Raw genomic sequence first — 24,756 nt, 5'->3', positions numbered from 1 at the left:
TTAGCGTCTACCCAGTGTCATGAGCGTAACGCCAACAAGCGCCACGCCTGCGCCAATCAGCGAACGAGCCGAGAATACTTCGCCTGCAAACGTAACGCCAAGCAACACGGCCACAATCGGGTTCACAAATGCGTAGGTGGCCAATAGGGCAGGCGGCGCATGACGGGCTAACCAGGCGTAAGCTGAAAAGCCGATGATGCTACCAAAAATTACCAGATACAGCATCGAACCCAGGGCTTTCGGCGGTGCATCCAGAATGCTTAATACGTGAACAGGCTCAGCAGATAGGCTGATAATCAGCAGGAATATACCGCCGAGTAACATCTGCATACCGCTAGCCAGTGTCTGGTTGGGTTGCTTCAGGCGGGGTGTCAGCAACGTACCTACCGCCCACGACAGGTTACCCAGCGCTACGAGTGCAGTACCGATCAGGTTGGCATCGGCTCCGCTTTGGCTGACCATCCGGTCGGGTTTAATTAGTAAGTATATACCGGTGAAGCCAACCGCCACACCCAGCAGCGACAGGTTTTTGGGACGTACCTGACCAAACGAGACCCAGTTCAGGAACAATAGAAAAATGGGTAACAAACCGCCCAGCAATGCACCCACTCCTGACGGAATATACTGAAGGGCCATCGTAAGTGCTCCGTTGGCAACCGTTAAGAGGAAAAAGCCAATGATAGACGTTGATTTCCAGTGGTCCAGCGTTGGGCGTTCTGTTCCGGTGAATCGGGCGTAGGCGTAGAGAATACTACCGGCCACAATGTACCGCATCGATGCCATGTAGAGCGGGGGCATCTGCTCGGTCATGAAATGAATAAACAGGTACGTTGAGCCCCAGAGAATATACACGGCGGCCAGCGATAACCAAAGGCGAGTGCCGCTGCTTACGGTGGCGTGGGCCGGGGAAACAGAAAAAGCCATAATACCCTATTAATGCACCATCAGTCGGAATAGTGCCAAATCAGCGCATATTCTGGTCAACGAAGCCGTACTTAAAAAAGAACTTATCCAAACTCGCCGTGTTGACTCTAGTGACGATAAGGTTGGTATATCCCCTTCATCGCTCTTTTCTTCAACGTTCAGAAAATCATGTCTAACATTGCTTTAGTTGTTGGTGCCAGTGGAATCACCGGCAGTAACCTCGCCCACGAATTGATCGCCCAAGGGTGGACCACCTACGGGCTGGCCCGCAACCCGAACCAGGCTATTACAGACCTACAACCGATTGCCGCCGACCTGCTTGACCCAGAAAGCCTACGGCTCGCTCTGGCCGATGTAGCGCCTACGCACGTGTTTTTTACGAGCTGGATGCGGAACGATACGGAAGCCGAAAATATCCGCGTAAACGGTACAATGGTCCGCAACCTGCTGGACGTGCTGTCTCCCAAACACTCGGTACAGCACGTTGCGCTGGTGACGGGCTTGAAACATTACCTGGGGCCATTCGATGCCTACGCTAAGGATGGCTTTCTGCCCCAAACGCCCGTTCGGGAGGAGCACCCCCGTCTGGATATCGAGAATTTTTACTACGCGCAGGAAGACGAGGTTTACGCCGCTGCCGCCCGTGATGGATTCACCTGGAGCATTCACCGGCCGCATACGGTAATTGGGAAAGCGGTGGGTAACCTGATGAACATGGGCACTACCCTGGCCGTATACGCAACGCTTTGCCAGCAAACCGGACGGCCCTTCCGCTGGCCGGGCTCTAAAGCCCAGTGGGAAGGCCTATCTGACGTGACCGACGCCCGTGTACTGGCCAAACACCTTATTTGGGCCTCTACCACCGAAGCCGCTCAGAATGAAGCTTTCAACGTGGTTAATGGCGATGTTTTCCGGTGGAGCTGGCTATGGGAACAGCTGGCCGATTCGTTTGGACTTGATTCTGTTGGATTTGAAGGCACGATTCACCCGCTGGAAAACGAAATGGCAAATGATGGTCCACTTTGGCAGGAGATTGCCACTCAGCATCAACTGGTCGAACCCAATCTGAACCGCCTGGCATCGGCCTGGCACACCGATCTCGATCTGGGACGGCCCATTGAAGTGATGACCGATATGTCGAAAAGTCGTAAGTTAGGCTTCACGGTCTATCAGCGCACCGACGAGTCGTTTTTCGAGCTGTTCGATCAACTGCGCGCCGAGAAGATCATTCCGGCCTCAGATAGACGCTAATGCAGTGTGCTTTCTCTGAAATCAAGAACGAAATTTTCGCGCTCAATTACAGAGGAGGCAAACCATACAGAATCAGTATTAATGAGGATAACACATAACTAAAATGCGGATTTTATTTACAGGCGGATCAGGGAAAGCGGGCAAGCACGTCATTCCCTATTTGCTCGAGCAGGGGCACCAGGTGCTGAACATAGACCTGACGCCGTTGAATCACCTGGGCGTAGACAACCTGGTTGTTGATATCACGGATTCGGGACAAGTGTTCAATGCCATGAGTTCATATGCCAACTTTGATGAACTGGAGCCCGGTACTGGCGTACCCAGATTTGATGCGGTAGTCCATTTTGCGGCCGTGCCCAGAATCCTACTCAAACCGGATAATGAAACGTTCCGGGTCAATACCATTGGCACCTACAATGTGATTGAAGCGGCGGTAAAAATGGGCATCAAAAAGATCATTATCGCCTCTTCGGAAACCACCTACGGCATCTGTTTTTCAGATGGCCAAACCAATCCGCACGTGTTGCCGCTCGAAGAAGACTATGACGTTGACCCTATGGATAGTTATGGCTTGTCGAAAGTGGTCAACGAAAAAACGGCACGTAGCTTTCAGCGACGGTCAGGGGTCGATATCTACGCGCTGCGGATTGGCAATGTGATTGAACCGCACGAATACGCGGAACTGTTTCCTCACTATTTTGCCAACCCCGAGGTGCGACGCCGGAATGCCTTCTGCTACATCGATGCGCGTGATCTGGGTCAGATCGTGGATTTATGCCTGCAAAAAGACAATCTTGGTTTTCAGATTTTCAACGCGGGGAACGATCATAACGGAGCCATTATCCCCAGTAAAGAACTGGCAGAACGGTTCTTTCCCAACGTCCCCATCACGCGCGAAATGGGTGAACACGAAGCGTTGTTCTCGAATCGTAAAATCCGGGAGGTGCTGGGATTTAAAGAGCAACACAACTGGAAGAATTACGTGAAAGGGGAGTAGTGACACTTATTGAGCTACCCAGCCACCATCGACGGAGAAACAGGCCCCGGTAACGTACCCGGAGGCCCGGCTGGCCAGATACAGGGCAACGCCGCTAATCTCGTGCAGTTCACCCCAGCGCCCCATCGGAATTTTATTGATGAAGGCCTGATACTTTTCGGGGTCGTTCAACAGGGGTAGGTTCAACTCGGTTGCGAACGGGCCGGGTAAGATGGCGTTGACCGTGATGCCTTCTTTGGCCACTTCCAAAGCCAGGGCGCGGGTCAGTTGCAGAATGGCCCCTTTGCTGGTGGCATAGGGCGTACGTTCGGGGAGGGCCGTCAGCGCCAGCATCGAACCCATATTGATGATCCGGCCGTAGCCATGCTGTTTCATCACCGGCACCACTTCGCGGCAGGCGAGCCAGGTGCCGGTTACATTAACTTGCTGTACGCGGTTGAAATCATCGAGCGAAAGGTCTTCGATAGCGCCCCGCGTGTTAATGCCCGCTGAGTTGATCAGAATGTCGATTTTTCCGAACAGATCGACGGTCTGGCTAACGGCGGCTTTAATGCTTTGCTCATTCGTGACGTCGCAAACCAGACTGGTACACTCGGTGGCATAGCGCGCTTTGAGATTTTCCTCTGCCTGACGGTTAGCTGCTTCGTCGCGGGCAGCAATAACAATGTTGGCGCCAGCCTCGGCCAGCCCCTGCGCCATCACCAAACCCAGCCCCCGGTTACCACCTATCACCAGTGCCGTTTGCCCGTGCAGCCGGAACAGGTCTAAAATGCTGTGTTCTACCGGAAGTTCTTTCATAGCTATGAACCCGAATCAGGTTGCTTATTCGATGAGGGTAAGTAAAAGTAGATGATGATAAAGGCCAAAGAGCCTCTCGATTTCAGAAGCAGCCCCGAGGTTGGTTTGTTCACCGATCATCAAAGATAGTGAGGGATGCACCCATGATTTGGTGACAGGTCAGCTGAAAGAACTCCGCAGTGAAATCGCAAATCGTATGTATTGGTGCATTACGGCTGGCGAAGGATTTTTTTGATAAACAGCTCGTTGCCAACCCGAACCTGCACGACATATAATCCCGCTTGCTCCAGTGGTATGGCCATACGAGCAGGCATTGTTCCGTTGGTTAGTTGGCGCGAATAAGCCCGACTACCCCGACTGTCGAATACATCCAGACTAATCGGTTGGGTTTCCGTTTTCAGAAACTCAATCCATAGCTGACCAGAGGTTGGGTTTGGGTACATCTGAATGCGATCAGCGGCGGGTTCAACAGCGGTCGGTAGTAAACCCGTTAGTTCACCAGCGTTGAGAATGGTCCCGGTGCCACACTGGTTCGACACAGACGTGAGCCGGGTGACGCCAGCAGCCAACGCAGCGAACGGTATGGAAGCCGGTTGTGAGGTAGCGGTGAATGAGGTGCCATCAGAAAACGCAAGTTGCCAGGGCGCTTCGCCGGTCAGACTCACGCTAACTGACACCGGCTGGCCAGCCAGGGCTGTTACCGACCCCGTAACCGAAGCCGTGGGTAGCGACTGAACCGCGAAGGCTGGTCCGGCCACTAATTCGGCGTAGGTGATTTCGCGGGGCACAAGGCGTAGGCGGTAACCGGTGCCCGGAGCGAGATCGGCGGGTAGCGTGACGGTTAATGAAGGCAACGTACCTGAGCCAATAATGCGGGTCGTAGTGAAATTGCCCGACACATCGGAAAGTTGAACGTCGTATGTCCAGGTGCTGGCAGCGGTGGTATTTTCGGGCGTGGCCGTTACCGTCACTGAGTTGCCGGGGCAGTAGGCTGGCAATGCCAATGCGTTGGTCGTCAGCTTGGGACGTGGTGTCAGCGTTACCGTGTACTCATCCGTGAGGCAGCCCTGTCCGTCCGTCACCCGGAACGTACCTGACTGATTCACCGTCTTGATCGTGCGCTCGGTTTGCCCCGTCGACCAGGCGTATCGGGCGGCTTCTCCGTTGCCGGCAATGGCATTCCCCGGCCACGACGCGGTTAGGGTCAGCGTATCGGCGTAGTTGAGCGAAAACGATTGACGACGATTGACGTTCTTCAGCATCGTGAACCGGTCGCGCACGCCGCTGGGGGCAATCCACTGTGCATCGAGCCGATTTTCAGACGCGTCGAGGAGCATTGAGCCGCCTTCGTCGGTATAACTGTAGACCATGGCCCGGTGCGGATAATTTGGTGCCCGCCCCGTATTAGCGCCCCCCGAGCCATTGACAATGTAGACCAGACTTCCGTCTTTTTGAACAATCGGGCAGGAGTTGGGCGAGCCATCATACCGGCCGTTGGTAGTATCGACGGCGTATATTTTTTTGTCGAACGTGGTTGATAGTCCCCGATGACCGCGCATTTGGTAGGTACGCTCGTAAACGTGACTATGTCCGCTCATGACCAGATCGACGTTGTAGCGCTCAAAAATGGGTGTCAACCGTTCCCTGTTCAGAATCAGGTCCTGCTCCGTATCCGAGTTACGCGATCCCTGACTGTAGGGCGGGTGGTGAAAAAAGATGATTGTCCAGGGTTTTTTGTTGGCGGCCAGATCTCGTTTTAACCACTGAACCTGCGTGCCAGTAGTATCCCAAAGACGGTGTTTCCCTGCTTCATTGCCAAACGAATCCAGCGAAATCAGGTGGACAGGGCCGTAATCAACGGCGTAGTAGGCCGACGAACCGGACGGTACGCCCCCGGCTTCGCCTTCTTTTGGATGGGTAGTCAGGTCGAAATAAGGGATATTGAAATCGTTGACGTCGTCGTGATAATCGTGGTTGCCGGGGGTGGCGTAAAAAGGCAGGTTGCGCAGTTGTTCGGGGTAATAATCAAATACGGTGCGCTGAAACTCGTCATCTTTTCCATTGGAATAGGCATTGTCGCCGAGCCACACCCACAGATCGGGCGGGCGGTTGGCCGATGCCGTCTTGAACGCCTCAAACCCCTGCCGCTGCCGGTCTGACCCCGTACCGAAGTCGCCCAAGACCCAGAACCTAACGGGTGTATTCGACCCAAAAGCGGGCGCTGTTTTGATGAAATAAGAAGCATCATTCGTCGACAGATCAGCGGTCGACGTACCTACGGTGTAAGCATAACGTGTTGTCGGTTGTAATCCGGTCAGTGAAACGGCATGCTCAGTAGTTACTGTGGGAGAAATTACCTGTTGTGTGAGGCCTACTCCGTAACGTACCCGGCTGTCGGTAGGCTGATCGGTGCGCCAGCGGACTACCACACTCGTTGGCGTTATACGTTGCAAATAAGGGCCACGAGTGATTTTCTGAGCCAGGCCGGGAAGGGTAATCAGGAAGAGGATGAGGCAATTAAGGCGTAGTGATGGCTTCATGCGCTGAGATTGTTGCAGAATGCGCAAAGGTAGGGCCAAACAAAGAAGCCCGCTAACGAGAGTCAGCGGGCTTACCGAGTTTTGTGTGTACTGTGAGGCCGTCAATTCGGCTCATTTATGGGTATTAAGTAGTTTTACAAAGACCGTGCCAAAGTGGTGAGGGGTGAGGGGTGAGGGGTGAGGGGTGAGGGGTGAAGGGTGAGGGGTGAGGGGTGAGGGGTGAAGGGGTGAAGGGTGAGGGGTGAGGGGTGAGGGGTGAGGGGTGAGGGGTGAAGGGTGAAGGGTGAGGGGTGAGGGGTGAGGGGTGAGGGGTGAGGGGGTGAAGGGTGAGGGGTGAAGCTTTCGTGAGAGTATTACGCTTGCGAAAGCAACACCCTTCACCCTTCACCCTTCACTCTTCACCCTTCACCCTTCACTCCTCACCCTTCACCCCTCACTCATCGCCCGCCTTTCAGGTTAGCCAGGAACTCGACCATGTCGCGGATTTCGCGTTTCGAGAGTAAATAACCCATCGGCGGCATGCTCGAAGGCATATTCTCCCGCTTGGCAATGCGTGAAGCAGCTACCTTCAGCGGTTCGGCTTCGGTCGTTTTAAGCACCAACTCTGTACTCGATTCCTGCATTAAAATTCCGTTGACGGTTTGGCCGTCGGTCAGCGTGAGCATCACCGAGCCATAACCAGGCGACAATCGGGCACTCGGCTCAATCAACGCTTCCAGTAGCTGATCGCGGGTGAGCACATTGCCAATGTTGGTCAGTGAGGGGCCTACTTCGCCGCCCTGACCGCCAATGGCGTGACAACGCACGCACTGCCCGGTTGAGTTGGTCATGAAATAACGCCGACCCGCCAGCCGATCTCCGCCAAACAAAGCATCCTGGTAATCAGCTACCGTCATTCCGGTCGAGCGGAACGGGGCAAGCTTGGCAATCAGCGTGGCTGACTTACTGGCGTCGACGGCTTCATTCAGGTCAAGAGACAGGCTTGGAGGTAATGTTTTCGCGGCTGTCCGGTCAATTAAACTCGCCAGAATCGGTTCGGTATTGGCCACCGGCATCTTGCCCAACACCTGAATAAGTTGCTGTTGTTCTTTTTCGGTGCCTTTCTCAAAAATGGCTTTAGCCATATCGGTCAGGGCCGCCGACGAGAGGTTCTGCCCGCCCATCAGGCCCAGCGCCACCGTCCGAACATCGGCGTTGGCATCGCTCATGCCTAACTTCAACGCAGATTCCATGCCCTGATAACGCAGGCTGTTCAAGGCTGTCAGCATAGCACCACGTACCTCCGGCGACTTGCTTTCCTGAAGCAGTTTGCTCATCTGTTCGTTGGCATTCGTCAGGCTGAGCGACGTGGCCATCTGAGCCGTAGCTACGAGGACCGCCGGTTCCGAATCCTGCAAAAACTCGTTTACAAAAGGCTGCATGGTTGCTTTAACCGCCAGTGGGTTCCGCTCCACAGCGCCCCGGTAACGGCCATCGACCCGGTCAAGCACCGATGGGTTAGCCCAGGTGCTCAGGGTTGCCAGTGCTTCGGCCCGCAGCGTTTTGTCTACATCCGTGCGCTTCACAAATTCCAGCATTTTGCCGATCTGCTCGTTGCCACCCACGCGTAAACAGGCGTTGATGGCCCGACGCAGGAGAGGCTCTGACGTGAATCGTTTCTCGCCGAGTGTAGCCGCCAGTTGAGGCAGGGCAGTCGGGATCGATTCGTCGTCGTTGATGGCGCGGGCCGCTTCGGTAACAATGTACTCGTCGCTATCTTTCAGGAAAAGGGCCACTTTATCGCTCTTCATGCGGCGTAAGGCCAGCACACCCGCGATCCGCAGTGATTTCTCGGGGCTTTTAGCGAGCGCCGCCATCTGATCAGGATTGGCAACGCGCGACAGGGCCAGCACCGCCGCATGACGCAGGTATACATCTTCGTCGTTGTTGGCCTTTACCATCGCCAGCAATGGGTCAACCGCCGCCTGATTATTGATACGACCCAGCGCCTGTGCACTGAAAAACTTGACCCGTGGGTTTTGGCTCGCCAGCAATGGCAGCAACGTCGGCCCCGCTTCGGCCAGCCGTTCGTCGCCGATTACTTTAGCCGCCTGCGCCACAATTTCGGGGTCTTTGTCGGTCAGCAATGAAACCAGTGGTTTGCCATACGTTTTGTCTTGCCGGGCCAGTTGTCCCAGACCCCAGATACCATGAATACGGGCTAGCTGACTCGTAGTCTGGGCAATCGCTTTGTTCAGCATGGCGGCACCCGAAGCACCCCGATTAGCCAGCTCGAACTGTGCTTTCTGCCGGATACGCATATCTGGGTTGCTCAACAGCGTGTACAGTAAATCAACGGTTTGGGTTGAGTACGTCAGTTGCATTAACCGTTTTGTTTCGGCCCTCAGATCTTTAAGGTCATTCTGATCGGCAGTTACGTCCATTTTCCAGACGCGTCCGTAGTTCTTGGTATCCCAGCCGTTGATCCAGTCGGCTACGTACAGAGCACCATCGGGGCCGAAGCGAATACCGGTTGGTAGCAGACCCGACAGGATATTTTTCTCGCCGTCAAGCACAAACGAAGCGCCTTTTGGCTTCAGACCAAACGACCAGATCGGTGACCGGGCGGGGTTTCCTACGAATTCAACCAGGAAAAATTTGTTCTTCCAGGCCGATCCCAGCGCCGTTCCGGGGTTGTAGACCATACCCGTGGGGCCGTTGTGAAAATTCATGATCGGCGGAATGATATAGGCAGCCTGACCATCCCAGCGGGGTGTGTACAACTTCTCGTCCATCCAGACCTTATACAGGTTGTTCTTCGGATCGGTGTATTTGCCGTACTGCCAGTTTGAGCGCCAGCCTGCGTCAGAGCCTTCTACCACGTGTACCAGCCGCTCGCTTTCGCCGGGGTGGTCACCGTCATTATCGGAGCTGATCAGGTTACCGTACTCGTCGAAAACAAACTCGTGAGTGTTCCGAAGGCCACCAGCAAAGATTTCGAAGTTGGTGCCGTCGGGGTTCGACCGGGCAATGATGCCTTCGTTCGACCGCTTATGATTCACGCCTTCGGCCGTGGTGATGTTGGCCCCGATGTCGCCGATGTTCCAGTAAATTTTGCCGTCAGGCCCTTCAATCGGGTTCGACATGCCATGTCCGCCAAAACCGATATGCACGCCGTAGCCGTGGCTGATCGATGTTTTCTGATCGAGCACACCGTCGCCGTTCGTGTCTTTCAGCCGCCACATATCGGGCGCAATCGCAATAAACGTGTCTTGGGCACGTACCAGAATACCACCGGCAACGTCAGAAATTTCGTCGAAGAAATCGTTCAGTATCCGCATCGACACGTCGGCGAGGCCGTCACCGTCAGTGTCTTCCAGCCGCCATACCTCGTCTTTCTCCACGGCAAGGTCGTGCCAGTCGTGGCTGCCATCTTCGTTGAGGTCTTTCAGCCACTCGTTTTCTTTGCTCTTCGCAGGATCGAAGGTGGAGCGTAGAAATTTTCGGCGATCTTCAACCGTTTGAAAACCGATCGACTCGGTCATCCAGTTGCGGTGACCACGAATATCAAATTCTGAATTTTTCTGCCGGTTTGTCCGCGTCAGATACACCCGTCCTTTGTCATCTATCGACATGGCAACCGGGTCGGGAGCCAGCGAATCCGACGCCCAAAGTGATACCTCTAAACCGTCGGCTACTTTCAGCGCAGTTTTGCTACGGACTTCCTTGGCATTGGCAAGGCCCTTAGTCGCATCTTCCCGAATGACGAGTGCTGTAGACTTTGTCTGTTTGGAGCCGCCACCGGGCGCCATTTTTATACAGGAGACAACGGCAATGGCCAGAAAAGCCAGCCACAGCAGGGGTGTTTTGAGTGATTTCATGCGAAGTATTGAGCAGCGATATGTCTGTATTCGTGAATTATCTTTTCTGGTTTTAGCCAGGAACTGGTAACGTACCCAGTAAAGCAGAAACGGGCCAACCCTTACCGTCTGTGCTTGGTTAAAGCAACGATAAAGATTGACCCGTTGTGGGTGGGGGTTAAGCCGAATTACACCCGCTCTACTTTCACTTTCAGCACAAACTCATCCATCTCAATCTCGACCGATGAGCCATTGAGGCCCGTAACAAGGTCGAGCGATACGGCTTGTACTTCCTGCTGAATATAGGCTTTGTTGGCTTCGATGGCCGAAATCAGGAGCTCGTTATTACGTTCTAACTCGATGCGAATCTTATCGGTCACGTCGAACTGCTGATCTTTCCGCAGGTTTTGAATCCGGTTCACCACATCGCGGGCAATGCCTTCGCGGCGCAGTTCATCGGTTACGTTCACATCGAGCGCCACCGTCAGCGGTCCGTCAGTAGCGACAACCCAACCCGGAATATCCTCAGTCAGAATCTCTACATCTGACAGTTGTACATCGTAATTCGCAATTCGTAATTCCCCTGCGCGTTCCAGTTCGGCCAGTTGCTCACTGCTCATGCCGGTGATAGCCGCTGCTACGTCTTTCATCTGCTTCCCGAATTTAGGGCCAAGCGCCTTGAAGTTTGGCTTCACTTTTTTGGTCAGAATACCGCTGGCATCGTCGACAAAATCCACCGCTTTCACGTTCACCTCCGATTGGATGATCGGGGCAACATGCTCAATTTGCCGTTTCATGTCTGGTGTCAGTACCGGAATCAACAGACGCGACAACGGCTGACGAACCTTTAGTTTGTGCCCTTTCCGAAGGCCGTGAACCATTGAACTGATTTGCTGGGCCAGTGCCATCGAGGCCTCCAGATCGGCGTCGATCCAGTCTTCGTTTGCTGTAGCCCAGTCGGTGAAATGGATCGAATCGTGCTTGAACGGCGTGTTTTTGGCAATCGATTCTTCCCGAACGCTCTCAGTCAGGCTCCGGTAAAGCCAATCGGCGTAGAACGGCGCAATCGGCGACATCAACTGCGCTACCTCCGCGAGGCAATGTTGCAGCGTTTGGTAAGCGGCCCGCTTGTCTGTACTCATTTCCCCGGCCCAGAAACGGCGGCGACAAAGCCGAACGTACCAGTTCGAGAGTTGGTCGTTCACAAAATCCTGAACCAGTCGACCCGCTTTCGTCGGGTTGTACCCGTCGAATTGCTCGGTGACTTCCTTGATCAGCGTGTTCAGTTTCGACAGAATCCACCGGTCCAGTTCGGGCAGTTGCTCGCGTGGAATGCGGTCAAACTGCTCGATTTTATAGCCGTCGAGGTTGGCGTAGAGCGCGAAGAAATTGTACGTATTGGTTAGCGTACCGAAAAAGCGGCGCTGTACTTCGGCGATCCCATCGAGATTAAATTTCAGGTTGTCCCACGGTTCGGCGTTGGTGATCATGTACCAGCGCGTGGCGTCGGCCCCATACGTACCTAGCGTCTCGAACGGATCGATGCCGTTGCCCAGTCGCTTCGACATTTTGTTGCCGTTCTTATCCAGCACCAGCCCGGTCGATACCACGTTTTTGAACGCGACCGAATCGAACAGCATACCGGCAATGGCATGCAGGGTGAAGAACCAGCCCCGCGTCTGATCGACCCCTTCCGAGATAAAATCAGCCGGGAACGACCGTTCGAAAACCTCTTTATTCTCAAACGGATAATGCCACTGCGCATACGGCATAGCCCCCGAATCGAACCAAACGTCGATCAGGTCCGGCTCGCGCTGCATCAGCTGACCATCTTCCGACACGAAGAAAATCTCGTCGGAGTAGGGACGGTGCAGGTCGAACGTACCTGACGCATGGGCCGCCAGAAACGACTCATTTTTTGCCCTTTGTTCGTCGGTCAACACATCGGTAGCCAATGCTTCCAAGACGTATCCACGCAGTTCTTCCACTGATCCGATACATATTTCAGCCTGTCTCACGCCCGGCGCAGGTTCGCTTCGCCAGATCGGCAGGGGCGTACCCCAGAACCGGCTGCGGCTCAGGTTCCAGTCGACCAAGTTTTCGAGCCAGTTACCAAAACGACCGGTGCCGGTGCTTTCGGGTTGCCAGTTGATGGTTTTGTTCAACTCCACCAGTCGGTCTTTCACCGCCGTGGTTTTGATGAACCAGCTATCCAGCGGGTAGTATAGAATCGGTTTATCCGTCCGCCAGCAGTGCGGGTAGGGGTGTTCGTATTTCTCGACCCGGAACGCCTTGTTGTCTTCTTTCAACTGAATGGCAATGAGCACATCGGTTGGTTTGAAATCAGGATCGGCGCGTTCTTCGTCGCTGTAATATTCTTCCTTCACGTATCGGCCCGCGTAATCGGTGATCTCCGCCACAAACCGGCCCTGACGATCCACGATGGGTACGTCTTTTCCGGTTTCGTCTTTGACCATGATGGCGGGAATGCCGTTCTGCTGCGAAACCCGGAAGTCATCGGCCCCAAATGTGGGCGACGTATGAACCACACCCGTACCGTCTTCAGTCGTGACAAAATCGCCCAGAATAACCCGGAACGGCTTGCCAACCCCCTCTCCGGTTGCGGGTGTCACATACGGCATCAGTTGCTCATACTCGATGCCTTCGAGGTGTTGCCCCTTGAACTCCGACACCAGCGACCAGGGAATGACTTTATCCGTAGGCAAATAAGCCTCGAAAGCCGCCAGACTTTTATCGGCCTCCACTTTGGCTTTCTCGCTAAACCAGCGGCCCACCAGATTTTTGGCCAACACCACGTGCACCAGCCGGTGTGTGTAGGGGTTGATCGTTTTCACCAGCACGTAATCGATGTTGGCTCCAACGGTTAGGGCCGAGTTGGCGGGCAGGGTCCAGGGCGTGGTAGTCCAGGCCAGGATGAACACGTCGGCGTCTGCCGAGTCGAAGAACAGGAATCCCGATTTGCCATTGGGTTTTACCTTGAACTGCGCTACGATGGTGGTATCCCGCACATCGCGATACGTACCTGGCATGTTCAGTTCATGCGAGCTTAGGCCCGTTCCGGCTTTGGGCGAGAAGGGCTGAATCGTGTAGCCTTTATACAGCAGGCCTTTATCGTACAGCTTCTTCAGCAGCGACCAGACCGACTCGATGTAATCGTTCTCGTACGTGACATAAGGATTGTCGAGGTCGACCCAATAGCCCATCTTCTCGGTCAGGTCGTTCCACAAGTCGGTGAAACGCATGACCGTTTCCCGGCATTTCTGGTTGTAGTCCTCAACGCTGATGGTCTTGCCAATATCGTCTTTGGTAATACCCAGCTCTTTCTCAACCTGGAGTTCGATCGGTAGCCCGTGCGTATCCCAGCCGCCTTTGCGGTCGACCTGGAATCCCTGAAGCGTTTTATACCGGCAAAAAATGTCTTTAATCGTCCGGGCCATCACGTGGTGAATACCGGGCATGCCGTTGGCTGAGGGCGGACCTTCATAAAACGTAAAGGTCGGCTGTCCGTCGCGGAGCTTCACCGACTGGTCAAACGCACGGGTACGTTGCCAATGGGCCAACACGTCGCTGGCCAACTGGGCGTAGTCAAGATTCTTATATTCTTTATAGATCACGGCGTAACGCAGGTCATTTCAGGGTGCAAAGATACGGCTTCTTCTACACCTACAAGGTTATAGAGTCAGTGGAGGGTTCCCACAAAGAGTAAGTTCACTACTCAGAAACTGCAAATGGTCCAAACGAATAAAGCCCTCGCTGGAGGGCTTTCACTTTATCTCTTGAATCCAGTCAACAAGTTCTTTTAGTTCTGTGTCATTGAGCGAGGAACGCTCAGACTTATCGTAAACAGATAACAAGTACACCTCATTGTCGGCTACATACACGCATGTGATGACGCGGGCTCCTCCTGATTTGCCCTTGTTTTTACTAGCAATGGCAAGCCGGATCTTATAGCATCCGTTCCCAAGCGGCGTTCCTTGCTCGGGTTCATTTTGGAGTTGTTCGATTAGTGTAGATAACTCACTTTTTAGTGAAGGGTATTTCTTCACTAATCGCTTTGCCTGCCGCTGAAACGGTAAAATAGGAATTACATCAAAGCTCATTGAGTTCGCTTAAAAAATCGCTGAGTTTGGGTTTTGGCAATTTGCCTTCTCTCATTTGCTTCATCTGTTCGAACGCCTCTAGGAGTTCCTGGCGATGGAGATTTTTAGACTCATCAGGTAAGTCTAGTCGCTTTCTAATAGAATCCCATTCTTTGATCGGTATAAACACCCCGGTTACATTCCCTTGGTGATCAGCGAGATATTGAAGGTTCATGGTCTTATCTGATTGATGAATATGCAGTTGTATTTGTTGGTAATCTGCAAAAGAAAGAATGGCTCTACTGATCGTATTTGTGTCAATCAAATAGCTCTTTCCCATTCGTTCCGTTTACCTGCATAAAGCCGTTTGTTAAAAGGGGAAAGATACACTTTTTGACCCTGAATTGCTCGTGAAGAAGATCTTCTTCTACACCTAAAAGCCTGGTCAGTACCGATAGGGTTCCGGTTATTAGATTTTGGTTAGCGAAATTGGCTGTATAAACTAATGCCGATCGCCGTACGTTTTATAGAGAGTAAACAACCAACGTTTTATCTATGAATATGCACAACGTATGGCGGCAGCCTGCCCGGCGTCTGGCACTCGGAGCCATGGCTTTTGGACTGCTTTTCGGGCTTTCGGCCTGTAGCAGCACCGCCACCGATGACCTGAGTCCCGAAGACTCTAATGTGATCATTACCAATTACGATCGGCAAGCCGACTTTAGCCAATATGCTACTTATAGCCTGCCCGATTCGGTGCTGGTTGAATCGAACGATCGCTATACACAGTCGGCTTTAGCGACTGAGCAGCGCTTTGTGGCGAGTTTAGCGACAGAGTTGACCAACCGTGGTTTTACGCGGGTACAAGCCGGACAGCCCGCCGATATGGGTGTTGTTGTTACAAGGGTGAATGATCGGTATACGGGCGTATCGGTGAATCCGTATGCTGGTTATTTCGGGAATTATTGGGGCGGTTTCGGTCCCGGTTTCGGTGGATTTTACGATCCCTTCTTCTCACCTGGGTATTACCAGTATTATCAGGTAGCCGATCAGTTCTGGCGCATTCAGATTGTTGATCTGAAAAACCGGCCCATCATCACGCCCAACACCGACCCCAACGCGCCGCAAAACCAACTGCGTGTGCTGTACCTGGCCGAAATGCGGGGTAACGGTATTTTCAACGACAGTGCCGTTGACAAACTCATCGCCGACGCTTTTGCGCAATCAACGTACCTCCGTCCAACACGTTAAGACAACTCGTATGAAACTCACTCAACTACTGACAGCGTCATTGCTGTTAGCTTCTTCTATGGCCTGGGCGCAGGTTCAGCCCATGCCCGGCAACCCGGATTACGACAATAGTGCCTCCCGCAACGCGTATAATCTAATGCGGGAATCGACCTATAACAGGTACGTTACCTTCAACGGATCAATCCGTTATGGTGTCAGCATGCCCATGGGTACGTCTAAAAATTATATTGATAAGCTGTCGCCTGCCAATGTGATCGCCACGATGGAATGGCAGTTTCCGCAGAAATTCTCGCTGGGTTTGCAAACAGGCTATCAGTATAGCCAACAGCGATTGCCCCGGGCAATTTATGATTTAGGCGAAGAAACCATCTCGGCGGTGCAAACACGCACGCTCACGCTGACACCGGTGATGGCGACGGCGTCGTACTACTTCAGTGACCCCGCCTCGGCCATTCGTCCTTACGTTCAGATAGCGGGTGGTGGCGCCTTTGTGAACTACACGAACTTCTACGGAACGCTCTCTGATGCCAACAAAAAATTCGCCGGTGCCATTGCGCCCGCGATTGGTCTGAAAGTGTTCGGCCAACGCGAAAGTCGCCTGGGTGGTGAAGTTCAGGCGCAGTACCAGAACGTATTTTATAACTACAACGAGATCAACAACGCCCAGAACGTCATGCTCTCGGCCGGGTTGACGTATCGGTTCTACTAAAGGGAGTTTGTGGTTTGTAGTCTATGGTTTGTGGTTGCGCTGCTGCTCTACGAGTTAGAGACTTAGCAGCGCAACCACAAACCATAGACTACAAACCACAAACTTATTTCCCCCCCTTCGGATGAGCCTGATCGTGGGCTTTCTTTAATTGATCCAGGCTGGTGTGGGTGTAGATCTGGGTGGCGGCGAGGCTGCTGTGGCCCAGTAAATCTTTAATAGCGTTTAAATCGGCCCCCCGGTTGAGCAGATGCGTGGCAAACGTATGGCGCAACACGTGGGGGCTCTTTTTTTCCAGCGTGGTCACCAGCGAAAGATACTTGTTCACGATCCGCTGAATCAGCACCGGATAAGCGGCAATGCCTTTGTCGCTCACGATGAGGCTGCTCGGGTCAGCTTTTCCATCAAAGAAAATTGTCTTTTGCTGCTGGTACTGGCCAATCAACTCGAAGAGGGGAGGCGTTAGCGGAATGAGTCGGTGTTTATTCCGTTTACCTAAAACGGTAATCGTGCGGTCGTAGGGGTTGATATCGCCAGGTTTCAGGCCGGTCAGTTCGCTTAGGCGAATGCCGGTGCCGTAGAGCAGTTCGAGTACGAGTTTATCGCGTAGGCCAATGAAATCGTCGGGAAATTCGATGTCGTCGAGCAGCGTTGCCATTGGCTTTTCTTCCACAAACGTCGGCAGCTTTTTGCTCATTTTCAGCGCCACGATCTTCTGCATCGGGTCGACGGTAATTTGCTGACGACGAAGTAAATACCCGTAAAAACTGCGGAGTGTGGCGATCTTCCGGTTAACGCTCGACTTATCGAGTTTGGCTTCAACCAGTGAGACGATCCAGGCACGGATCAGGAGGTGATCGGCCTCGCGGGGTAACGTACCTGCGTGGTGTTCCTGCAAAAATTCGGTGAACTGAAGCAGGTCATTTTCATAAGCCACCAAGGTGTGATGACTCAGCCGCTTTTCGTAGCGGATATGCTGTAAAAAATCAGAACCGGAATCTGCCGGCGGTAGGGGAGGAACGGGCTGCATAGGAATAGAACGAAGATACGCACCAATTCACCAAACCTGTTACACCAATACTGCCGGTAAATTCCGGTTCAAACAACGGGCGTCGATTAAAAAACCGACTACTGCTGCGTGTGGTTGCCGTACATTTTCTCTTTGTAGGCAGCGCGAATGACGTCTTTCCGACGGCTGATCGAAGGCTTCTGGAAAGCAGTACGTGAACGCAGTGAGCGCAACACACCTGTTTTCTCGAATTTCTTCTTGAACCGCTTGAGGGCTTTGTCAATCGACTCGTTTTCTTTTACGTTAATGATAATCATTGAATACCGGTATTTTTGTGTTTTGCAAAACGGACTGCAAAGATAGCAAAATTGCTACATGAAACAAGCGGTGATTGACCTCGGAACCAACACGTTCCACCTGATGATTGTTCAAAAAAAGCCGGACGCGGCCCGTGCCGATGCTGACCCTGGGGCGTATCAAACGCTCTTTCGCGAGAGCAGACCCGCTAAAATAGGACGCTCATCGTCGGCCAGTGGTGGCGGAATCAATCAGCGCATCATTACCGACGAAGCCATAGAGCGGGCGTTGAGTGTTCTTACCTACTTCCGCGGCGTGCTCGATCAGCATCAGATCGACCCGGCCGAGGTAGCGGTATACGGCACCAGTGCCATTCGGGTAGCGCAGAATCAGCAGGCATTCGTTGATCGGGTGAAACAGGAAACGGGCCTGCAAATTCGGGTTATCTCGGGCGACGAAGAGGCTGGCCTGATTTATAAGGGCGTACGCTCGTCGGGGGCTATTCCGGCCGATGAAACAGCCATGGTCATGGATATTGGCGGCGGCAGCGTCGAATTCATTATCGCTGGCCGTGACGGAAATGACAGCCGGATTTTCTGGAAACAGAGCTTCGAGATTGGCGGTCAGCGGCTGATGGAGCGTTTCATGGGTGAAGCCGACATCATTAGTCCGGCGTCTGTTTCGCGAATGCAAACGTTTTTCCAGGAACAGTTACTGCCGTTGACCAACGCCGTGCATCAGTATCAGCCCACGGTGCTCGTTGGCTCATCCGGTTCGTTCGATACGCTGGTGGATATGTATTTCCATGAGCAGACAGGTACGTGGCCACCCGCCGAACAGGCGGCGTTCACCTTACCAATTGCCGATTTCTACCATTTTTACCAACTGCTCATCGAGCGGAATCACGACCAGCGCATGGCCTTACCCGGCATGATCGAACTGCGCGTGGATATGATCGTGGTAGCTGTTTGCCTGATCGACTTCGTCCTGCGATCGTATGGTATCAAGTCGATCAGCGTCTCGACGTATGCGCTAAAAGAGGGAGCGCTGGTATGATGTACGATTTACGACGTACGATGTACGATTTATTGCTTCCGCGTCACTTGTAATCGGCGTAAGCTGACGCGAAAGCAATGAATCGTACATCGTACGTCGTAAATCGTAATTCAATTCGCCGAATAGTGTTGCAAATACGACACCAGTCGGTCGAAGTTCATGGCTTCGTAGGCGTTTTGCGACTGACGGGTGAGTTGATGCCGGTAAAGATCGACCAGGCCCAGGAAGTGCGGATTGTGTGTCAGGCTGGCAACCGTCAGCCCTTTATAGCAGCGGAATGTCTGGTTGTAGACAAACGGACAGGGTTGCGATGGGTTTTCGTTCAGGATCGTATCCAACGTACCCAACGACATGGAACTATCAATCAGATCGAGGCCGGTTTCGGTGAAAAAATCGGTGATTTGGGTACAGACCGAATCCAGTTCGCTATCCGTGCGGATGCTATAGCGCGGTGGATTCACCTGTTTGTACTTGCCAATGGAGATCAGTAGGGTGTTGGCATCGGGCCGAAAATCGGTCAGCGTGGGCAGAAATTGCTGGGCAATCTGTTCCACCTGCTCGTTGCGGCAGCCGAAGTTCACGTCGAGCAACGTAGTGGACCCGTAGTAGGAGGGTGATAGAATGATGTTCTGAAAACCGGTGGAGGTCACTTTGCGAAACTGCTTCTTTTCGGGAAGTAGCACAAAGTCGTAGCGCCCAAAAAAGTGGGCCAACTGCCGGTACAGGCTCGTTTCAAAAGGCGTCAAAGTCATGGCTTTGGTAGAACCCGCTGGTTCGCGTAGCAAGCGTTGTACGGAATATTCCCTTACCTTAAATTCATTATCAAGGTAACTCTTTTTGGTGGCATCTGTTTCCACGCGGTTGCTTTGCCATGATTATCGGCTTTCACCTGATTTTTCAGGATAGACAACTGATCGTCAGTTAATAGGCTGAGGTGGCTGAAAACGACACAACGGCTGGAAACTTTTGCGACCTAGACCCGGTTTACCGTATACATTAACTGGGGGCGACTGGAATTGACAGCTTGCCGAAAGTGCGTGTAAGCATGCCGGGAGTTGACGGTATTTCCCGCCCAAACAAATCGTCAAAACAATAACTGGCGAATATAACTACGCCATGGCTGCTTAATCCGGAGGGTTTAGCAAATGCCATCGTCTCCCCGACCTACGTGCTGCCGGTTGGATCAGGAGGCGTCGACTCGCAGCGCTGGCTTCGATAATCATTGTGACAAGGAGCGAGACAAAACAATGTACGGTTGTCAGTAGGCCTGTTGTGAGCCAGCTGCCCGCCCGACAATTCCAATCACAACTAAGCATGTAGAAAGCGCGACGCTTTCCTTGACTGGACCAGGGTTCAAATCCCTGCGTCTCCACGAGGTAAATGCCTGATAATCAATGGTTATCGGGCATTTTTTTTGCCATTTATGAAATATGGCAAAAAAAATGGCAAGCCTAATTGTATTAATCCATGAATCAGGGCAAATCCGACAAATTTCCCTTCAAGCTGGCCGTTCTCCGCAAGCCCGCTGACAATGACCTCACCAAGCAGTGGGTGGTCGAGTATCACATCTGGCATATCACCGAAAAGATACTGAAGCGCAAGCGCGTGGTCCTGGCTCAGCCGACCGTAAAAGAGCGGTTACAGGCCGCTTCTGACCACATCAAAGATCTTAATCAGGCGCTGAAAACGGGTAGGGCATTTACTGGTGAGAAGCCCGCCGACGAGGAACCGTGGCGGGTACCTATCAAACGGGACCGGTCGCCCATTGTCAAGTCGGTTCCTGAGAAAATCGCGGCTAACCGGCCCATCATTCCGGCCATTGTTGAGTACCTGGCCTTCGTTAAAAAGACGTTGGCACGAAACACCCATATGGGCTATAAGACCTCGCTGTATTCGCTGATGAACTACCTCAATCGGCATAGTAAAAGCCATATCTGGCTGGGCCACTTCGACCAGCTGGAGGCGCTGACCTATCTGGAGGAGGTTATCACCGTAGAGGGTAATGGCAATCGCACCCGAAATAACCGGCTGAACGACGCCAGTGTGTTCTTTAACTACTATATTAGCCGGGATCAGCGGACCCGAAGCCTGATCAATCCGTTTGAAAACTTAAACCTGCTGCCCTACCTGAAGCACAAACACCAGGCGTATTCCAAACGGGAGCAGACCGCCTACCGTAAAGCCTGTGAAGAACTGGGCTTCAACCAGCTGCTACTCTTTGTGCGGTTCATATACTATACACTGGCCCGGCCCAATGAAGAGGTACGTCGGCTCAGGATCCGGGATATACGGGAAAAGGTGATCTACATCACGGCCGAGAGCGCCAAAACCTCGGAGGGGGAGTATATCGATATACCCAGCCCGCTGGCTAAACTCATCGAGACCTATAAGCTACGCAGCTTCCCGGATCACTATTATGTCTTCAGCTACAACGACGAGCCCGGGCCGGATCTGATCGGGCCCAAGTATATGTACCGGCGTCACATCAAAGTGCTGGAGAAGATGGAGCTGACCGATACCCACCACGATGTATACAGTTGGAAACATACGGGGGCGGTGGCCCTGTGGGAAGCCACCAAAGATATTGAGCTAGTTCGGCGGCAATGTCGTCATAAGGACATGAAGCAGACGATTGAGTACCTACGTGACTTAGGTGTTCACGCTGACAACGAGAAAATACACCAATTTCCAGAATTCTAATAGGTTCCCGTACTATAAATAATGGTGATCATATTCCTTGTAAATCTAGATTCACTCTATTGATAATCATTTCGTTTTCTATATTATGCTTCCAGATTATACACTTATCATAGTCCAATAGCTTAACGGAGGCTTGGTTTCTAGGATAAATTCTTAAGATAGCTTTATTTGTTTCCAGGAAATTACTTTTTGAATTTATGATATTTCCTTTTTTGTCATCTATGTAAATAAATCTATCTTTTGGAAATTTAATACTCAAATTAATTGAATCTTCTTTGTTGAATTTAAATTTATAATTAAAAAACAACTGTTCCCCTGCCTTTAAAAGAAAATCAATTAATTTTCTTTTAAAATTGTACTTATAGAAAAGGAGCACTGATGTATCATTGGTCACTTTAGCACTTGTAGCACTACTAAAATCAGACGCAAATCCCTTGTCAAGTATATTATCAATATATTTATCATAATCCTCTTGATCTTGGCCTTCTTTGCCAGAATTAAATTTTACTATGGCTGCATCTAAGCAAAAAGTAAGTGCCTGTCTAGTTCTGATATCTTGTGTATCGATATTAATAGCAGATTCTTTGTAACTATTGTCGCAATAGTTAATATAATCACATATTATAGGATAAATAAAGGTTTTTCTAAAAAGATCATAATCTTGTTCGTGTAAAAAATCAATAATATTCAGATAGCTGTCTTTTGAGGATTTATAAATTAAGCTGAATATTGTCTCTCTATCTACCGAATTGACAATAAATTCAGCGGCAAAATAATCTTGTAAAGATTTGTGAGCCCATTTCAAAGATGTGCCTAATCTTACAAATAATGGAACACTCGATTCTAGGTCTTCTATGTAGTTAACTTCTTTAAAGATTAAAGAAGAATTCTTATCCTTAGCAGACTTTACGAAACGAATAAGTTCTTGTTCGGTAAACTCTACTTTAGTTAACTTTGAAGATTCCCAAGCTAATCGCCTCAAAATTAATCTAAAATCATGAATATCTAGTCCCGATTGCTTATCACGTCTGTAGCCATCTTTTGATAAGTCATGATGCTTATATAAAGCATTGTAAACTTCATCGTAGAATGATGATTTTTTTGATGGGATATCTTTATTATACGTATAAGTTTTATAGAGTAGTGATGATAAAAAAGGGTTACTTAAAAAATCCTTAGCTTGTTTTTTGGATTTAATATCCGCTATCAATTTTTCACTAATACCTAATTTGCTCACTTGATCATACTTTCTAAATAGTTCGTATGACTGGGCCTCAGTTAAAGATTCAATTTCGAATGATTGAAAATCACCAAAAGCAGATAAAGATGATTCAGGTCTCGATGTTAATATATACCAATTCTCATTTGCTCTACTTATAAAATTTTTTATGTCTTTGATAACCACTTCTTTATGCTTATTCTCAATCTCATCAAATCCGTCTAGCAAAATAGTAAAATGTCCTGAGTCTAATAGTTTTACCACAAGGTCTCGATCAACGGTATTGTTTAGGCCATTAATTTGATCTAGTATATTTTCTAAAAGAGAATTTTTTTTCTTTAAATGCCTTAGTTCTACTACTACCGGTATTGATAGATTTTGTTCAATCAGCGATAAAGCAATCCATTTAGTTAAAGTTGATTTTCCCATGCCAGCCGTATCAGAAATTAATAATTTCTGATACGGCTTTATATATTCCTCTTTAAATTGATCAATTAAAAAACTCTTCATATGCTTTTCGCTGGATCGAATGGATAAAGGCACATAAATTGATTTTATATTTATTTGCTGATTCGGAAAAACTAGAACATTCATTTTATTGAAATCAATATATGATCTAGTTAAATAATTTCTAAATTTAGCCTCAATAAGTTCTGCCGAAATTTCTTTATTTTTTTCCTTGTTTTTGAACCACTTACTCATGCTATCAACTTTCGACTTAAGCAGAGCGCTTATAAAAGGCTCAATCGCGTATTTGCCAGCTTCAAGCATAGCTTGCGCCTCTTCCGAAGAAAGATTAATGTCCATGTTCATAGTAGTACTTAATTTGTTTTAAAAAGTTGACTGATAAATATTCTCTCATTCACGATTGAAGTGTGCTTGTCCCTTCGCTAATAAGTTTTGTTTAAAGCTTTAGTTGTTCAGTTGACTACTCTTGATAAAGGAACCAACTGTTTGCCGATCAACACCCAAAATTCGTCCAATGGCGGAGAGCGATACTTTTGATTTTAGTAGCTCCCGGATCGCCTCCTCTTTGCCCGACAGCTTCACTGATTCGTTTCGGCTACCCTTCGGCCGGCCAAGCTGCATGCCTTCTGACTTTTTTCTGGCCAGTGCTTCTTTGGTCCGCTGGCTGATTAGTTGACGTTCGATCTCAGCAGATAGACTAAAAGCAAAGGCCAGTACTTTCGAGTTTATGTTGTTGCCCAACTCGTAGCCCTCCTTAATGGCGAACACCCGGACATCCCGTTCCATGCAGTCGTGCAGAATGCTCATGATCTCCATCAGGGAGCGGCCGAGCCGGGACAGCTCCGTCACATAGAGCACATCTTTTGCTTTCATTGATGAGAGCAAACTCCCCAGGGCGCGATTGGCAGCAGACTTGGTACCACTGGCGGTCTCTTCGATCCACTGATCGACATGCACCCGATCGGCAGCGGTCTTCTTCAGGATTTCGAAGCGTTGGTTTTCGGCCGTTTGGCGGTCGGTCGATACCCGGAGATAGGCGTAAATCATAGGGTGCGTGGTTAAACCCATTCAACTCCCTAAATATATGCAATTGCTGAAAGTATTTAAGGTGATTTACTATAAGGCAAAAATGGGGTAGACAAACGGTCGTTTACCCTCCACAGGAAAGGCCACTCTACCGTTTGAATTTTAGTTTATTACCGACTTAGCAAAATCTGGCTCTCGTCTCACCCGCCCGCTCCCTTGGTTTGTTGTACTTCCCATGACCGCCTCCTCCCGGCCTGCTCTAAACGAAAGAAGCCCACTCAGTAAGTAGACTTCTTTCGTTTAGCGCCATTTGGCTAACTTTATGAACGGTTACAAACTCGCCACCTGACGATCGGCGTTTACCCTGTTCAGTCAACATCAACGCCCATGAAAATAATTACAGCCAGAGTACCGCCTGAGATATACAGCGCGGTCAGACATTACAAGCAGATCCGCTCGGCAAAGGATCAAAAGCTGACCATCAGCGAGGCCCTGGCGGAACTGCTGAAGAAAGGATTAGAAGCCACCGATACTCCGATCGCTAAACCCAATTAAAAGAAGCCCGCTCACTGAGC

Annotated in this window: 19 protein-coding genes and 1 other RNA gene; 8 read left to right on the top strand and 12 right to left on the bottom strand. The window is 50.9% G+C overall.

Going from position 1 to position 24,756, the window contains the following annotated elements; translation table 11 throughout:
• Nucleotides 1-924 carry an EamA family transporter gene (locus tag ACAW87_RS13000; RefSeq protein ID WP_370723826.1) on the bottom strand — a complete coding sequence of 308 codons (924 nt, stop codon included), beginning with the start codon at nt 922-924 and terminating at the stop codon, nt 1-3.
• Nucleotides 925-1,092: 168 nt separating this feature from the next.
• On the opposite strand from ACAW87_RS13000, the gene ACAW87_RS12995 reads away from it, so the two are divergent.
• Nucleotides 1,093-2,175 carry an SDR family oxidoreductase gene (locus tag ACAW87_RS12995; protein ID WP_370723825.1) on the top strand — a complete coding sequence of 361 codons (1,083 nt, stop codon included), beginning with the start codon at nt 1,093-1,095 and terminating at the stop codon, nt 2,173-2,175.
• Between the two features lie 103 nt (nt 2,176-2,278).
• Nucleotides 2,279-3,172, top strand: a complete 894-nt coding sequence (locus ACAW87_RS12990; protein ID WP_370723824.1) for an NAD-dependent epimerase/dehydratase family protein — start codon at nt 2,279-2,281, stop codon at nt 3,170-3,172.
• A 6-nt stretch (nt 3,173-3,178) separates the two neighbouring features.
• Here the strand turns inward: ACAW87_RS12990 and ACAW87_RS12985 are convergent, their stop codons facing one another.
• The 6 genes from ACAW87_RS12985 to ACAW87_RS12960 form a co-directional block, all read right to left on the bottom strand.
• Nucleotides 3,179-3,970 (bottom strand): SDR family NAD(P)-dependent oxidoreductase, encoded by a 792-nt coding sequence (locus ACAW87_RS12985; RefSeq protein WP_370723823.1) that lies wholly within the window; start codon nt 3,968-3,970, stop codon nt 3,179-3,181.
• 209 nt (nt 3,971-4,179) lie between these two features.
• Nucleotides 4,180-6,510, bottom strand: a complete 2,331-nt coding sequence (locus ACAW87_RS12980; RefSeq protein WP_370723822.1) for a metallophosphoesterase — start codon at nt 6,508-6,510, stop codon at nt 4,180-4,182.
• Between the two features lie 437 nt (nt 6,511-6,947).
• Nucleotides 6,948-10,370 (bottom strand): DUF7133 domain-containing protein, encoded by a 3,423-nt coding sequence (locus tag ACAW87_RS12975; RefSeq protein ID WP_370723821.1) that lies wholly within the window; start codon nt 10,368-10,370, stop codon nt 6,948-6,950.
• Nucleotides 10,371-10,537: 167 nt separating this feature from the next.
• Nucleotides 10,538-13,984, bottom strand: a complete 3,447-nt coding sequence (gene ileS, locus ACAW87_RS12970; RefSeq protein WP_370723820.1) for an isoleucine--tRNA ligase — start codon at nt 13,982-13,984, stop codon at nt 10,538-10,540.
• A gap of 150 nt (nt 13,985-14,134) precedes the next feature.
• A complete protein-coding gene (locus ACAW87_RS12965; RefSeq protein WP_370723819.1) occupies nt 14,135-14,470 on the bottom strand; it encodes a type II toxin-antitoxin system RelE/ParE family toxin in 336 nt (111 codons plus the stop codon).
• On the bottom strand, nt 14,460-14,789 hold the full coding sequence (locus ACAW87_RS12960) for a hypothetical protein (protein ID WP_370723818.1): 330 nt from the start codon (nt 14,787-14,789) through the stop codon (nt 14,460-14,462). The genes ACAW87_RS12965 and ACAW87_RS12960 overlap by 11 nt, the downstream gene beginning before the upstream one ends.
• 215 nt (nt 14,790-15,004) lie before the next feature.
• Here ACAW87_RS12960 and ACAW87_RS12955 point away from each other — a divergent pair, with 215 nt between their 5' ends.
• Both ACAW87_RS12955 and ACAW87_RS12950 read left to right on the top strand, forming a co-directional pair.
• Nucleotides 15,005-15,700 carry a DUF4136 domain-containing protein gene (locus ACAW87_RS12955; RefSeq protein WP_370723817.1) on the top strand — a complete coding sequence of 232 codons (696 nt, stop codon included), beginning with the start codon at nt 15,005-15,007 and terminating at the stop codon, nt 15,698-15,700.
• A 10-nt stretch (nt 15,701-15,710) separates the two neighbouring features.
• Nucleotides 15,711-16,409, top strand: coding sequence for a hypothetical protein (locus ACAW87_RS12950; RefSeq protein WP_370723816.1), 699 nt, complete (start codon nt 15,711-15,713; stop codon nt 16,407-16,409).
• A gap of 103 nt (nt 16,410-16,512) precedes the next feature.
• Here ACAW87_RS12950 and ACAW87_RS12945 read toward each other — a convergent pair whose 3' ends face one another.
• Nucleotides 16,513-17,436: a tyrosine-type recombinase/integrase gene (locus tag ACAW87_RS12945; protein WP_370723815.1), complete on the bottom strand. Its 924-nt coding sequence runs from the start codon at nt 17,434-17,436 to the stop codon at nt 16,513-16,515.
• A gap of 98 nt (nt 17,437-17,534) precedes the next feature.
• Nucleotides 17,535-17,732, bottom strand: coding sequence for a 30S ribosomal protein S21 (rpsU, locus tag ACAW87_RS12940; protein WP_085413261.1), 198 nt, complete (start codon nt 17,730-17,732; stop codon nt 17,535-17,537).
• Nucleotides 17,733-17,790: 58 nt separating this feature from the next.
• Between rpsU and ACAW87_RS12935 the strand changes: the two genes are divergently transcribed.
• Complete coding sequence (locus tag ACAW87_RS12935; RefSeq protein ID WP_370723814.1) at nt 17,791-18,768, top strand: Ppx/GppA phosphatase family protein; 978 nt, start codon at nt 17,791-17,793, stop codon at nt 18,766-18,768.
• Between the two features lie 110 nt (nt 18,769-18,878).
• Here the strand turns inward: ACAW87_RS12935 and ACAW87_RS12930 are convergent, their stop codons facing one another.
• The gene (locus ACAW87_RS12930) at nt 18,879-19,520 is read right to left on the bottom strand and encodes a hypothetical protein (RefSeq protein ID WP_370723813.1); all 642 of its coding nucleotides are present in this window, start codon (nt 19,518-19,520) and stop codon (nt 18,879-18,881) included.
• A gap of 250 nt (nt 19,521-19,770) precedes the next feature.
• Here ACAW87_RS12930 and ssrA point away from each other — a divergent pair.
• Both ssrA and ACAW87_RS12920 read left to right on the top strand, forming a co-directional pair.
• Nucleotides 19,771-20,143, top strand: a transfer-messenger RNA (tmRNA) gene (gene ssrA / locus ACAW87_RS12925).
• A 92-nt stretch (nt 20,144-20,235) separates the two neighbouring features.
• A complete protein-coding gene (locus ACAW87_RS12920) occupies nt 20,236-21,468 on the top strand; it encodes a tyrosine-type recombinase/integrase (RefSeq protein WP_370723812.1) in 1,233 nt (410 codons plus the stop codon).
• 28 nt (nt 21,469-21,496) lie between these two features.
• Here the strand turns inward: ACAW87_RS12920 and ACAW87_RS12915 are convergent, their stop codons facing one another.
• Nucleotides 21,497-23,500 (bottom strand): NACHT domain-containing protein, encoded by a 2,004-nt coding sequence (locus ACAW87_RS12915; RefSeq protein WP_370723811.1) that lies wholly within the window; start codon nt 23,498-23,500, stop codon nt 21,497-21,499.
• A gap of 99 nt (nt 23,501-23,599) precedes the next feature.
• Nucleotides 23,600-24,202 carry a master DNA invertase Mpi family serine-type recombinase gene (locus tag ACAW87_RS12910; protein ID WP_370723810.1) on the bottom strand — a complete coding sequence of 201 codons (603 nt, stop codon included), beginning with the start codon at nt 24,200-24,202 and terminating at the stop codon, nt 23,600-23,602.
• A gap of 366 nt (nt 24,203-24,568) precedes the next feature.
• Between ACAW87_RS12910 and ACAW87_RS12905 the strand changes: the two genes are divergently transcribed.
• Nucleotides 24,569-24,736: a hypothetical protein gene (locus ACAW87_RS12905; protein ID WP_370723809.1), complete on the top strand. Its 168-nt coding sequence runs from the start codon at nt 24,569-24,571 to the stop codon at nt 24,734-24,736.
• Nucleotides 24,737-24,756 lie beyond the last annotated feature (20 nt).

Source organism: Fibrella aquatica (assembly GCF_041321135.1).
GTDB classification, from domain to species: domain Bacteria; phylum Bacteroidota; class Bacteroidia; order Cytophagales; family Spirosomataceae; genus Fibrella; species Fibrella aquatica.
The sequence above is the reverse complement of the archived record's forward strand: the minus strand, read 5'-3'. Positions and strand labels throughout refer to the sequence as shown.

What these genes read in the sequence shown, in the direction of transcription:
- ACAW87_RS13000 (WP_370723826.1), bottom strand. Translation starts at nt 924, where the DNA reads ATGGCTTTTTCTGTTTCCCCGGCCCACGCCACCGTAAGCAGCGGCACT.
- ACAW87_RS12995 (WP_370723825.1), top strand. Translation starts at nt 1,093, where the DNA reads ATGTCTAACATTGCTTTAGTTGTTGGTGCCAGTGGAATCACCGGCAGT.
- ACAW87_RS12990 (WP_370723824.1), top strand. Translation starts at nt 2,279, where the DNA reads ATGCGGATTTTATTTACAGGCGGATCAGGGAAAGCGGGCAAGCACGTC.
- ACAW87_RS12985 (WP_370723823.1), bottom strand. Translation starts at nt 3,970, where the DNA reads ATGAAAGAACTTCCGGTAGAACACAGCATTTTAGACCTGTTCCGGCTG.
- ACAW87_RS12980 (WP_370723822.1), bottom strand. Translation starts at nt 6,510, where the DNA reads ATGAAGCCATCACTACGCCTTAATTGCCTCATCCTCTTCCTGATTACC.
- ACAW87_RS12975 (WP_370723821.1), bottom strand. Translation starts at nt 10,370, where the DNA reads ATGAAATCACTCAAAACACCCCTGCTGTGGCTGGCTTTTCTGGCCATT.
- ACAW87_RS12965 (WP_370723819.1), bottom strand. Translation starts at nt 14,470, where the DNA reads ATGAGCTTTGATGTAATTCCTATTTTACCGTTTCAGCGGCAGGCAAAG.
- ACAW87_RS12960 (WP_370723818.1), bottom strand. Translation starts at nt 14,789, where the DNA reads ATGGGAAAGAGCTATTTGATTGACACAAATACGATCAGTAGAGCCATT.
- ACAW87_RS12955 (WP_370723817.1), top strand. Translation starts at nt 15,005, where the DNA reads ATGAATATGCACAACGTATGGCGGCAGCCTGCCCGGCGTCTGGCACTC.
- ACAW87_RS12950 (WP_370723816.1), top strand. Translation starts at nt 15,711, where the DNA reads ATGAAACTCACTCAACTACTGACAGCGTCATTGCTGTTAGCTTCTTCT.
- ACAW87_RS12945 (WP_370723815.1), bottom strand. Translation starts at nt 17,436, where the DNA reads ATGCAGCCCGTTCCTCCCCTACCGCCGGCAGATTCCGGTTCTGATTTT.
- rpsU (WP_085413261.1), bottom strand. Translation starts at nt 17,732, where the DNA reads ATGATTATCATTAACGTAAAAGAAAACGAGTCGATTGACAAAGCCCTC.
- ACAW87_RS12935 (WP_370723814.1), top strand. Translation starts at nt 17,791, where the DNA reads ATGAAACAAGCGGTGATTGACCTCGGAACCAACACGTTCCACCTGATG.
- ACAW87_RS12930 (WP_370723813.1), bottom strand. Translation starts at nt 19,520, where the DNA reads ATGACTTTGACGCCTTTTGAAACGAGCCTGTACCGGCAGTTGGCCCAC.
- ACAW87_RS12920 (WP_370723812.1), top strand. Translation starts at nt 20,236, where the DNA reads ATGAATCAGGGCAAATCCGACAAATTTCCCTTCAAGCTGGCCGTTCTC.
- ACAW87_RS12915 (WP_370723811.1), bottom strand. Translation starts at nt 23,500, where the DNA reads ATGAACATGGACATTAATCTTTCTTCGGAAGAGGCGCAAGCTATGCTT.
- ACAW87_RS12910 (WP_370723810.1), bottom strand. Translation starts at nt 24,202, where the DNA reads ATGATTTACGCCTATCTCCGGGTATCGACCGACCGCCAAACGGCCGAA.
- ACAW87_RS12905 (WP_370723809.1), top strand. Translation starts at nt 24,569, where the DNA reads ATGAAAATAATTACAGCCAGAGTACCGCCTGAGATATACAGCGCGGTC.